Below are 11,076 nucleotides of genomic sequence, written 5' to 3'. Positions count from 1 at the left end.
CGCTTCTTGCCTTGAATAAGGTCATTATATCATAAGTATTATGTAAAACAAACAACTTTTTTACTGGGCAACCGTGCTGATGATGATGTTCTCCGCCGGGACCTCGGTCTTGCGCTTCACGATGTCCTCGATCTGGGCCCGCATGGCGTCGTCCAGGGCCGGCACGTTGACCACTACGTCCACCGCGTCTCCGTTGATGCTGACCACCACGTCCTGGAAGCCCTTTGCCTCCAGCAGGATCTCCGCGGCGGATTCCTTCTCGGCAATGGCGGTCATCTGCACCATGCTGTCCACCGCCGCCTGCTTCTGTTCATCGGAGAGGCCTGCGCTGTTGATGATCTCCAGCAGCATCTCCTTATTCTTCGCCCTGGTCTGTTCCTTCAGGAGCTTGGCGTCGGAGAGGATCCCTGCCCCCGTGCTGGAGGTGAATACGGCCTCGCCCGGAACCTCTCCCTCCTCCGGCGTGTTCCCGGCCACTTCTCCCTCTGCGGTGCCGTCCACGTCAACCACGGATCCGTCTTCGCCCGTGGTGCCCGCGTCCGCCACTTCCATCCCGTCCGTCAGGTAATCGTCCACGATGGCGCCTCCGTCCGTGTCCAGGCTCTGAATGTCCGTCTGGCTGTTCATCAGGTCTTCCTCCGACAGGTCCAGGAGTCCGTCCAGGGTGTAATTCTCGGTGACGACGCCCTCCGAGTCCACCGGGCTGGCATTGCTGGCCTCCACGTTGCTGTCGTCCGTCTTCAGGTACTCATCCTCCATTCCGCTGCCGGCGAACTGCAGATAGCCCGCAATCGCTATCATGATCGCCAGTGCCGTTATCATAAGCTGGTTCTTCTTGATTAGGTTTTTCACATTCATTCCCCTCTTCGTGTTTTAATACTTCATTGTATGAGCCTTTTTTGCGATATATGCACCTGTCTCAAAAACTTTGTCTGGCCCGGCCCACCGCCCGGAAAGCTCACTGTGCGGCCTCTTCCATCCGCACCACCTTCACCTTGTGGGCCTCCACATCGAACAGGGCCTGTGCAATCTCCACGATGGTACGGCTCACATTGCCGTTCCCGGCTCCCTGGGCGATGACCAGCACACCCTCTATCTGCGGGGGCAGGGTCTTTATCACATAGGGCTCGCTTAGGCTGCCGTCAGAGCGGTACACCACGCTCTCCTGGGAGTCCACCTCGTTTATGCTGCGGCTCCCGCCCATGGCGTCGCTCTCGCTGGTGGCGCTGCGGCGCACGGGCTGCTCCCTCTCCACGACCTGCTCGCTCGACGATTTTAATGTAATCATGACTCGCACCTCCCCCACCCCTTCCACCCGGGTCAGGGCCTGGGTCAGGCGCTCCTCCAGCTGGGAGGCATAGAGCTCGTCTGTGCCAGCGCCTGCCGCTCCATCGGCTGTCCCGGCAGTCTCCTCCCGGGACTTTTCTGTATCAGCCATATCCGCTTCCAGTGCGTTTTTTCCTATTTCGTCTATATTACTGTCCTTCTGCTCCTCCTTCTTGGTGGGGAGCGCTATGATGACCAGCAGAATCCCCGTCAGCACGAGAATCAAAAAGTTATCTCTGCGGAACCACTTCTGCAGTCCCTTATCCGCCGCCCACTGCCTCCAGTCCCTGCCCATATCTCCCCTGCCTTTCCCGATAAATTTCCCCGCAGAGAGCCGCGTGGAATGTGCCGCCCTGCGCCATTCAATGCCCCTGCGCTTCCTCTGTGCCGCCCTGCACCGGCCCAATTGGCTCTACGGACACAGGTTCTATGGCCTCTGAATCGATCTCGACCCTCCAACCAGCCCCGCCCTCGTCCGACTGCCCCTCCTGCTGCCCCGGATTTCCGCCCTGAGCGCCCCCTTCCGGCAGCCCTTCTTCCCCCGGGAAGCCGCTGCCCTGGCTGTCTTTCCGGGCATCCTGTAGATCCTGGCTCCCGCCCTGAGCGCCCCCTTCCGGCAGCCCTTCTTCCTCCGGGAAGCCGCTGCCCTGGCTGTCTTTCTGGGCATCCTGCTGATTCTGTCTCCCGCCCTGCACACCTTCCGGCAGACCGTCTTCCACTGGGAAGCTTCTGCCCGGGCCGTCCTCCCGGATATCCTCCTGCCCCTGGCTCCCGCCCTGAGCCCCCTCCCCCTCCTGCTCCTCCAGGCGGCGCATGACCTCCTCCAGGGTCATCTGCTCCAGCAGCTCGTCCGCAGCCGCGGCCTCCCCGGCGGCATCCTCCAGGCCCTGCTCCAGCTCCCGCCCGAACTGCTCCAGCGCCCTGGCGGCGTTCTGCCTGCCATCCCCCAGGAGGAAGCTTCCGATGGGCAGGAACACCTGTATCAGCACAATGACGCTGACCAGGAGCTTCAGATATTTTTCATAAGACTCCTTGGGCCTGAAATGCACCACCGCCTGGGCGCATATCATGAAGATCCCCATCCGGCAGATTGCCTGGAACAATGTATTTCCCATATCCATCCCCACTTCCCGCGCAGACAGAGCGCGAACATCACAAAATGCAAATGCCGCAAAACGCAAATATCGCCAAGCGCAAGTTCAGCCAAGCGCAAATGAGCGTCTGAAAGACTCCCCGCCCCGCGCACTATAGCGCCGCCACCGCTATGGCCACGAGGAACAGCAGCATGGCCGTCCCGGTGGTGCGCAACAGCAGCATGGCCGCGTCCCCGATCCGGTTCACGCAGGCCGTGATCCGCCTGTCGCTGACGATGCCCATAAAGGCCGCCGCACACTTTAACAGAACCGCGATCATGGCAATCTTGAACACGGGCACGGCGCACAGCAGCAGGAGCAGTATCAGCAGCACCAGGCCCACGCTGCCCCGGATCACCGTGGCAGACCCCACCACCATGTCCACCACCCCTCCCGCCGCTGCCCCCACCCCCGGTATGGCCGAAATCAGCCGCTGCAGCGCCGAATTCCTGGCCGAGTCCAGCACCGGGGCGATCAGCCGCTGGAATATGCTGATGCCCGTCACCGCCCCCAGCGCCCCCTTGAGCACCCAGCCCACGGCCTTGCCCAGCAGGTCGATCAGGGGGGAAAGCTTCTCCTCCGCCCAGATGCCGTTCACCACGGACAGCATGCTGTAGCTGCCGATGAAGGGCAGGAGCCCTTTCACCAGGATATACTCCACCCCGTACACGGCGAACAGCATCATCTGGTACGCAGCCCCCGCCGTAGCCGCGCCGGTGGAGATGCCCACGGTCAGCAGATAGGCGGGCACCAGGAGCTTTACGAACAGGATGATGTTCTCCACCGTCTGCCTGGCGATGTCCGCCGCCTGGGTGAAGCATTTCAGCAGCACCGCGGTAAAGAGCAGGTACATGAAATAGAAGCCCATGTCCGCCACCTGCCGCCTGTCGAAAATCTCCACGAAATGCGTCATCAGGGAGGATACGATGCCCAGCACCAGCAGCCAGACGAACACATTCCGCATGCCCGCAATCTGGGTAAAGAAATCTGTGATGCTGTCCCGGAACAGAGCTGCCAGTGCCCCGAACACGTCCCCTGTCATCACCTCCCCCAGAAGCTCCTCCAGGTTCAGCCGCCGCTCCGGGAACAGGCGCAGGATCCCCTCCTGAAGCCTGTCCAGCCCGAAGTCCTGCCAGACCAGATTCAAATCCATCTCCATATGCCCGTCCTCCCTGGGCCCGCTGCCCTCCCGTCAGCCCGTGCCCGATTGTGCCTATGGCTGTCCGCGGCTTCCTCTTCCTGTGCCTGCCGTCCCGAGCCTGGGGCTACAGGAAGCTCTGTATCTGCTCTATCACCGCGAACAGGATCGGCAGCCCGGCGAACATCACCACCAGCTTCCCCAGAACCTCGATCTGCCCTGCCACGGCCTGATACCCGGCGTCCCGGCATATATCGGAGCTGAATTCACAGATATACGTAATCCCGATTACCCTGAAGAGGATGGACAGATATTCCTCAGACCCGCTCAGATAGCTCCTGATCTTCATGAACTGCCCTGTGATGGTCTCCATCTGCCGCATGGAGAAGCAGAAGATGATGATGCTGACAGCCAGTCCGATGTAGGAGGCATACTCAGGCTTGCTCCCCCGAAACTGCACCGCCAGCAAGACCCCGGCTATCCCTAAAAATCCCACCTTTACAAGCTCCGTCATATCCCCCTCCTACAAAGCGAACAGTGTCTGAATCGTCTGGAACAGCTCATAGATGTAGGGCACGATCCAGGTCAGGACCAGTATCAGTCCGGCCAGGCTGATCAGGAAGGCATGCTCCTCCCTGCCGCTGTGCTTCAAAATCTGGCTCAATATGGTCACCAATATTCCCACTGCCGCTATCTTAAATATCAGACTTACTCCCATGGCCCCTCACTCTTCCAAGCAATTCTCTATCGAACCGTCCATCACAAAAACACCAATATCAGCAACAGTCCCCCCATGGCTCCAAGCCCCACCGCCATCCTGCTCTTCTCGCCATGCTCCCGCTCCAGCCTCTCCCTGGTGGCCCCCAGGAGCTGCGCGCTCTGTTCTATGGCCCGCAGCTGCATCTGGCTGTCCGAGAACCCCGTCTGGCCGGCGAACCGCAGGAAATCCTCCCTGTCCGTCTCCTGAAGGGGAAGGTCTGCCAGCGCTTTCCCCAGCTCCTCCCGGAAGACCTCCCCGAAGGAGGCCCCCATGTTCTCCTCCATCCTGCGCCCCACCTCCCCGAAGGCCTCCCGAAACGGCGCCTCCAGATCTGCCGCCAGGTGGCTGCAGCACTCCGGCAGCGCAGCCCGCCCGTAGCGCACCTCGCTGGCCAGGAGCTCCAGGATATGCTCCAGGCTGCGCAGCACCTTTATCCTTGCGCCGAACTGCTGCCTGTACCACAGCCCCAGCCCCAGACAGCCCGAAAAAATCATGCATCCGCCCAAAAACCTGATTACGCCCATACTTCTGCTCCCGGCGCGCTCCGGCGCCCATGCCAGTCAACATCCCCGCTGCAGCCGCAATGCCATATTCTATAGCTCTCATGTGCATGCAAGCATGCCCACTTGGCTCGTTGCTCGCGGGAACCAGTATCCCTGCTTCCCCCGGACGCGCCCGCCCAGGGTTCCCTCAGTCCCCCGTCGGTTTCCCGGCTGCCGCCTGCTCCGCCCTCTTCACCACGCACCGCCCCTCCTCCTTTCCCAATATCAGAAAGATGTCGAACAGCCGCTCCCAGAACTCTGCCCCCAGCCCGAACCGGTACTCCACGTCCCGCCTGTCCTCCCCGTGGACCGTGGCCAGGATCCTGCATCCGCAGGCGGCCGCCTGTCCCAGGGCCCGCAGCTCCCCCTCCCCGCCCAGCTCGTCGATGGCGATGACCTGGGGGGACATGGCCCGCAGGAGCAATAGCATCCCGATGTCCTTGGGACAGCCGTCCAGCACGTCCGTGCGCATGCCCATATCGTTCTGGGGCTTTCCCAGAAAGGATCCCGCCAGCTCGGAGCGCTCGTCCACCACCCCCACGGTCATCCCCTGCCCATAGGCATTGCCGTCGGAGATCTGCCGAATCAAATCCCGGAGCAGCGTGGTCTTGCCGCAGCCCGGCGGCGAGACGATCAGGGCGCTGCACAGCCTCCCCTGCCGGTACATCCCGGGCAGCACCCCGTCCGCGGCGCCCTTCATCTGGTGGGAGACCCTGATATTCAGATAGGATATGTTCTTGAAGGTTCTCACCCTTCCGTCCGCCTCCATCACGGCTTGTCCCGCCACGCCTACCCGGTGGCCTCCCCCCACGGTGATGAAGCCCTGGCGCAGCTCCTCCTCAAAGGCATAGGGGGAATAATGGCAGATATGCTCCAGCACCTGCGATAGCTCCTGCCCGGTAGCCCGATGCCCCTCCGACGGCTTTCGGGAAAGCTCCCCTGTGTCCGTCAGGAACAGCTCCTCCCCTTTTCTATGTATGATCACAGGCTGCCCCGCCCGCAGGCGAATCTCCTGAATGGACGCCTGCTCCCGGGCCACCCTCTGCCAGAGCGCCCGGTGGCCGGAGGGAAACAGCTGCAGAATCGTATTCTCCATCCCCATGTCCTCCTTTCTCCAATATATGAAAAAAAGGACAGGATATTCCTGCCCTTTCTCGAATTTCTTTCTCTATTCCGTTCAATAGGTATATACATTGTGGTAAAGCCGGTAATACCCTCCGCCCAGATCCTGCACCTGCAGCTGAATCGCGAAGCTGCTCGCACCCATGTCCTTCAGCGCGGAATCCACGTATCCCTTCCGGTAATCGCCGCTGTTGTAGGCGCGCTCCACCGAGCCCCACAGGGACTGTGGAATGACGTTCACGAACTGTCGGTCTCCCGTCCCCGCATCCTTCAGCAGCCTACGGCAGTCCTCATAATATTCCTGCATGGTGTCCCGCACCTGTTCTTCGGTGACCCCCGCTTTCTCCAGACTCTCCCGTTTGCGGTCCTCCGCAGCCTGCAGAGGGTCCACAGGCTCCTCCTTTTTCTTGCTCTCCCACTCCAGGGGCTGGATGGGATTCGGATTGATCAGGCCGGATATATCGTCCGCTCCGTCGGCGTCCTCCCCGCCGGGATTTTCCGCGCTCCCGGGAATCTCCCCGTCCTCCGAAGTCCCGGCTTCCCCGCCCTCTGGCGCCGCAGGCGTCTGTGTGCCGGCCCCTTCGCAGGCCGGCAGATACACCGAGAGCCCCGTCCGCCTGTGGGTGGCCGCCAGCTCCCTGTCCGTCTTGTTGAAATAGTTATAGGTGGGCTCCTCCGTATCGTCCCACGTCACGTCCACATTGCGGTAAACGCCGTCTATCTTCACGATGTTCCACGCATGGTCCTCACCCGCGTAGCCGGTGCAGTAATAGCAGGGGACGCCCAGCTCCTGCATGATATACTGGAACGCCCTGGCATATCCGGCGCATACGCTCCTGCCGCCCACCAGCGCACTGTAGGCGCTCTGGTTCATGGGAGCGGCCACATCGTATTCCACCAGCCCCATCAATGCATCGTGGACATACTTTTCCATCTCTGCCTGGCTTCCCAGCCCCCGGGCCTGGGCCACGATATTTCCAGCCGCCCCCTGGAAGGCAAGCCTGGCCTGCTCCAGCGCGTCCGCGGTCTCATTGAATTTCAATGTGATTTCCGCGCACCTGCCGCTGCGCAGGTATTTGCAGGAATATCCCGTGTCCAGCCAGAACAGCTCCGGATGGTCGTTGTAGACCGCCTCGAACACCGTCTTCAACTGGCTCACGGACACCGTGGCCACCGGGGTGAAGGATGGCGTCAGGCTCATGGCATTGGCATAAATCTGGCTGTATATCTGCTGCATTTCCGCTTCCAGCATGGCATAGTAAGGATAGGTTTCCGCGTCAAAGGACAGGCCGCTGCCCGTGTCCCCGGGATTTTCGGCCCCGGTCAGGCCGCCCGCCTCGTCCTCGTCTATCTCCTGCGCTTCCTCCTGTACAGGCTCGTAGCCCGTCCTGCCGCTCACATCCTCCGGAGCCTCCACAGAAGGGCTGTCAGGCTGCTCGTAGCCGCTCTGCCCCTCCAGCCAGTCCGCGTTGATCCCCGGCTGGCCCTCCCCGGGCACCGTGGAATCCGACTGTCCGTCCCCGTCCCGGAACAGGCCGCCCAGACCGCCCGACTGGCCATCCCGGGAAGACTGCGCCGAACCCACGCTTTCCACCCGCTCCGCCAGCATGGCCGTCAGGGACGGATTCAGCGCGCAGACCAGGATGCCCGTGCAGCCTATCATGATAAGACCCATCAAAAAAAAGAAGATACCCTTCAATACTTTCAAGTTTCCACACATTCCGCCGCCCTGCGGCTCAAACAATCAATCGGCCAGCAAGCTCAATCCCGCTGTGCCGCACATGACATCAGCTCTTCCACGCTTTCGTACACATATACCGTATAGTCCCCGTCCTCATAGACGACCTCCCCTGCCTGCAGCGCTTCCGCCCCGGCATATTCCGCCCGCTGCTCCGCAGTCAGCAGAAGGAATGTCTCGCCCTGATGATACCCTTCCTCATAATACCGCATCGGCGAGGACCATTTGAAGAATTCCAGATACTCCGGATCCCCGATGTTGGCGATTTCCACCGCCCCGTCCGTCAGCTCCGTCATGATGTTGGCATTCCAATAGGTAGCGAAGCCGAAGTCGTAGCCGTTCTCCTGCAGAAAAGCCGCAACCGCCCGCTTCCCCTGGTTCTTGTCCGCCGACAGATAGGATAGCGTCACCTTGGCCGTGCCCATCAGGAAACAGCAGGCCAGGAGCAGGCTTACCGCCAGTCTGTCGAAAGCCGGCTCCCGCCCCTCCATATAGAACGTAAACACCGGCAGGGCGAAGATCAGCGTGGTGATATAGTACCGCGGCACCATGGTGCTGGTGGTGAATACGAAGACGAACAGGTTCAGCCCCAGGGACACCGCCAGGAACAGCGCCACGAAGAATCTCTGCCCACAGCTTCCCCTGTACGCCTTTGCGCCGCAGTAGATCAGGAGGGTGATGGCCACGAAGGAAAGCATGGTGATGAAGCCCCTCAGGGACAGGAATCCCCTGTCCGGAATATAGCCGAAGAGCATCAGCAGGCTCCCCAGGGCATTCTGCACCCGCTCCGCCAGGATGCCCTGGTAGACCGGGATGAAATTGGTGGCCTCATAGGTCTGGAACACATACTGCCTGCTCACCCACAGCACATTGAGGCAATAGCCCAGCAGGCTGCCGCCCGCGCCCAGCAGACCACAGTAAAGATATGCCGCGCGCCCGCTCTTCCAGACCTGCCGGAAGCTCTTCTTCCCCGTGTCCGTGCCGAACTGGCGGCGGAACTGCTTCCACTCCCCTGAAAATGCCAGGTACAGAAGCGCCGCCAGGGCCAGCGGGCACTGCATGGCCAGCAGATACCGCACGCCGGACACGCCGCAGATGACGGACAGCAGAAGGTACACGGCCGCCATCTCCCACCTCCTCCACCTGGGGTATGCCACCTTCTGCACCAGCCGCAGGAACAGGCCGAGATAAAAGAAGAGCAGAATGACATGGGGCATGTACGTATTGCCCATCTGCATATGCGTCATCATCGTCTCCGAAAAAGGCAGCAGAAGGACAGCCCCGGTCAGGGCCACCCATCTGCGATCCACCTTCAGAGGCTTCATCATGTAGAAATAGGACGCCAGCATCAGAACATATGTGACGATATTGGTAATCATGCGGATCAGGTGCCAGTCCTGGGACAGCCGGAACAATGGCGCCATCACCAGTTGCGTATAGAGGAACCTGAACTCCGTGGAATAGTACCATTCCTCTGTGGCGAAGACATGCCCGCTCTCCGCCAGCAGACGGGAGAAGATCATCTCCGCCGCCATGTCGGAGTCCAGCCAGTGGTCATGGCAGGACATATTCAGGACCACCAGCCCCCCGAAGACCGCTCCCAGGACGGCAAATGGCCACCACTGCCTTATTTTCGCTCTCATAATCCCCCCAAGCCCTCCGTTACCTGTCGTCCCGGCCCACATACTCCCGCTCCTGCATGACGCTCTTGTACGCGGGGCGGATAATCTTATCCATATTGATCAGCTCTTCGATCCTGTGGGCGCTCCAGCCCACGATCCTGGCGATGGCAAAAATTGGCGTGAACATCTCCAGAGGAATCTCCAGCATGCTGTAGACAAAGCCGCTGTAAAAGTCCACATTGGCGCTTACGCCCTTGTAAATCCTCGACTTCTCCGCAATCACCTGGGGAGCCAGCCGCTCGATCATGGAGTACAGCGCGAAATCCTTCTCCCTGCCCTTGGCGGAGGCCAGCTGGTGCACGAAGCTCTTGAACACCTGGGCCCTGGGATCCGAGAGGGAATACACCGCATGGCCCATGCCGTAGATCAGGCCCTTCCGGTCGAAGGCCTCCTTGTTCAGAATCTTCTTCAGGTAGGCCCTGACCGCGTCCTCGTCCTCCCAGTCGGACACATTGGCCTCAATCTCCCGCATCATCTCCACCACCTTGATATTGGCTCCGCCGTGCTTGGGCCCCTTCAGGGAGGACAGCGCCGCCGCGATGACGGAATAGGTGTCCGAGCCCGAGGATGTCACCACGCGGGTGGTAAAGGTGGAGTTGTTGCCGCCGCCATGCTCCATGTGCAGCACCAAAGCGGTGTCCAGCACCGCGGCCTCCAGCTGCGTGTATTTCATGTCCGGGCGCAGCATCATCAGCAGGTTCTCCGCCGTGGACAGCTTCCTGGAGGGACGGTGTATGTACATGCTGTCGTCGTTCTGATAGTGGTTATAGGCATGATACCCGTACACGGCCAGCATGGGGAACACGCCGATCAGGCGGAAGCTCTGCCTGAGCACGTTCTCGATGGAGGTATCATTGCATTCCTTGTCATAGGATGCCAATGTCAGCACGCTCCTGGTCAGGGAGTTCATGATGTCGCTGCTGGGCGCTTTCATGATCACGTCCCTGGTGAAATTCGTGGGCAACGTCCGGCAGGCGATAAGAATCTCCCGGAAATCCTTCAGCTGCTTCTCGTCCGGCAGCTTGCCGAACAGCAGCAGATAGCTGACTTCTTCAAAGCCGAAGCGCCTCCCCTTGAAGCCCTTCACCAGCTCGATACAGTCATAGCCCCGATACCACAGCTTACCTTCGCAGGGTGTCTTCACCCCATTTATCATCTGAAAGGACTCAATGCGCGATACATTCGTAAGTCCCGTCACCACACCGTTTCCGTTCTTGTCGCGCAGGCCCCGTTGCACTTCATACTTGTCGAACATCTCCGGCTCCAGATGGTCGGCTTCTCTGCACATCCGTGCATAATCATTCAATACGATTTCGTTTTTCTTCAATAGACATTTCCTCCTATCTCTCATTTGTCATCAGTCCTAATTTATATCTTATCGTCTTTTCATCATCGGTGTCAACTGAAAATGTGATAATTTATGCAAAATTCACAAAGAATTCAAAAGGCCCCGATGCCAATCCGCACCGGAGCCCGCTCAGACACCTCCTGGCCTCCCGTATCATCTGCGCAGCCTCCGGCTACAGCAGATGCACCGGGAGCTGCTGCCCTATTCCATAGGCCTCATATGCCTGCTTTCGGGCGGTCGCAGCCCCATCCGCCGCGGCGGGAGGCTCGCCTTTAGATCGGAAGAGC

At 60.3% G+C, this 11,076-nt stretch carries 11 protein-coding genes; all 11 read right to left on the bottom strand.

Annotated features, from left to right (window positions below):
- Nucleotides 1-60: 60 nt before the first annotated feature.
- Nucleotides 61-852, bottom strand: a complete 792-nt coding sequence (locus tag Q2B33_RS11035; protein WP_300568902.1) for a SpoIIIAH-like family protein — start codon at nt 850-852, stop codon at nt 61-63.
- Nucleotides 853-958: 106 nt separating this feature from the next.
- The gene (locus Q2B33_RS11030; protein WP_300568899.1) at nt 959-1,621 is read right to left on the bottom strand and encodes a stage III sporulation protein AG; all 663 of its coding nucleotides are present in this window, start codon (nt 1,619-1,621) and stop codon (nt 959-961) included.
- A 67-nt stretch (nt 1,622-1,688) separates the two neighbouring features.
- The gene (locus Q2B33_RS11025; protein WP_300782943.1) at nt 1,689-2,441 is read right to left on the bottom strand and encodes a hypothetical protein; all 753 of its coding nucleotides are present in this window, start codon (nt 2,439-2,441) and stop codon (nt 1,689-1,691) included.
- 130 nt (nt 2,442-2,571) lie between these two features.
- Nucleotides 2,572-3,618, bottom strand: coding sequence for a stage III sporulation protein AE (locus Q2B33_RS11020; protein WP_296474224.1), 1,047 nt, complete (start codon nt 3,616-3,618; stop codon nt 2,572-2,574).
- 106 nt (nt 3,619-3,724) lie between these two features.
- Nucleotides 3,725-4,111, bottom strand: a complete 387-nt coding sequence (locus Q2B33_RS11015) for a SpoIIIAC/SpoIIIAD family protein (protein WP_296474228.1) — start codon at nt 4,109-4,111, stop codon at nt 3,725-3,727.
- Between the two features lie 9 nt (nt 4,112-4,120).
- On the bottom strand, nt 4,121-4,315 hold the full coding sequence (gene spoIIIAC / locus Q2B33_RS11010; protein WP_103238941.1) for a stage III sporulation protein AC: 195 nt from the start codon (nt 4,313-4,315) through the stop codon (nt 4,121-4,123).
- Between the two features lie 41 nt (nt 4,316-4,356).
- Nucleotides 4,357-4,881, bottom strand: coding sequence for a stage III sporulation protein AB (locus tag Q2B33_RS11005; protein ID WP_300767933.1), 525 nt, complete (start codon nt 4,879-4,881; stop codon nt 4,357-4,359).
- Between the two features lie 166 nt (nt 4,882-5,047).
- Nucleotides 5,048-5,995: a stage III sporulation protein AA gene (spoIIIAA, locus tag Q2B33_RS11000; RefSeq protein ID WP_300568887.1), complete on the bottom strand. Its 948-nt coding sequence runs from the start codon at nt 5,993-5,995 to the stop codon at nt 5,048-5,050.
- An 81-nt stretch (nt 5,996-6,076) separates the two neighbouring features.
- On the bottom strand, nt 6,077-7,684 hold the full coding sequence (locus Q2B33_RS10995) for a transglutaminase domain-containing protein (RefSeq protein ID WP_300782947.1): 1,608 nt from the start codon (nt 7,682-7,684) through the stop codon (nt 6,077-6,079).
- 98 nt (nt 7,685-7,782) lie between these two features.
- Nucleotides 7,783-9,402, bottom strand: coding sequence for a hypothetical protein (locus Q2B33_RS10990; protein WP_300568884.1), 1,620 nt, complete (start codon nt 9,400-9,402; stop codon nt 7,783-7,785).
- A 19-nt stretch (nt 9,403-9,421) separates the two neighbouring features.
- Nucleotides 9,422-10,792: a citrate/2-methylcitrate synthase gene (locus Q2B33_RS10985; RefSeq protein WP_300568881.1), complete on the bottom strand. Its 1,371-nt coding sequence runs from the start codon at nt 10,790-10,792 to the stop codon at nt 9,422-9,424.
- Nucleotides 10,793-11,076 lie beyond the last annotated feature (284 nt).

Origin of the sequence: uncultured Acetatifactor sp. (genome assembly GCF_948601915.1) — a bacterium.
In the GTDB taxonomy this organism is placed as follows: Bacteria; Bacillota; Clostridia; order Lachnospirales; family Lachnospiraceae; genus Acetatifactor.
Note: the sequence above shows the minus strand (reverse complement) of the source record. Positions and strands in the feature narration are given on the sequence as shown.

What these genes read in the sequence shown, in the direction of transcription:
- Q2B33_RS11005 (WP_300767933.1), bottom strand. Translation starts at nt 4,881, where the DNA reads ATGGGCGTAATCAGGTTTTTGGGCGGATGCATGATTTTTTCGGGCTGT.
- Q2B33_RS11020 (WP_296474224.1), bottom strand. Translation starts at nt 3,618, where the DNA reads ATGGAGATGGATTTGAATCTGGTCTGGCAGGACTTCGGGCTGGACAGG.
- Q2B33_RS11030 (WP_300568899.1), bottom strand. Translation starts at nt 1,621, where the DNA reads ATGGGCAGGGACTGGAGGCAGTGGGCGGCGGATAAGGGACTGCAGAAG.
- spoIIIAC (WP_103238941.1), bottom strand. Translation starts at nt 4,315, where the DNA reads ATGGGAGTAAGTCTGATATTTAAGATAGCGGCAGTGGGAATATTGGTG.
- Q2B33_RS10990 (WP_300568884.1), bottom strand. Translation starts at nt 9,402, where the DNA reads ATGAGAGCGAAAATAAGGCAGTGGTGGCCATTTGCCGTCCTGGGAGCG.
- Q2B33_RS10995 (WP_300782947.1), bottom strand. Translation starts at nt 7,684, where the DNA reads ATGATAGGCTGCACGGGCATCCTGGTCTGCGCGCTGAATCCGTCCCTG.
- Q2B33_RS11015 (WP_296474228.1), bottom strand. Translation starts at nt 4,111, where the DNA reads ATGACGGAGCTTGTAAAGGTGGGATTTTTAGGGATAGCCGGGGTCTTG.
- spoIIIAA (WP_300568887.1), bottom strand. Translation starts at nt 5,995, where the DNA reads ATGGAGAATACGATTCTGCAGCTGTTTCCCTCCGGCCACCGGGCGCTC.
- Q2B33_RS10985 (WP_300568881.1), bottom strand. Translation starts at nt 10,792, where the DNA reads ATGAGAGATAGGAGGAAATGTCTATTGAAGAAAAACGAAATCGTATTG.
- Q2B33_RS11025 (WP_300782943.1), bottom strand. Translation starts at nt 2,441, where the DNA reads ATGGGAAATACATTGTTCCAGGCAATCTGCCGGATGGGGATCTTCATG.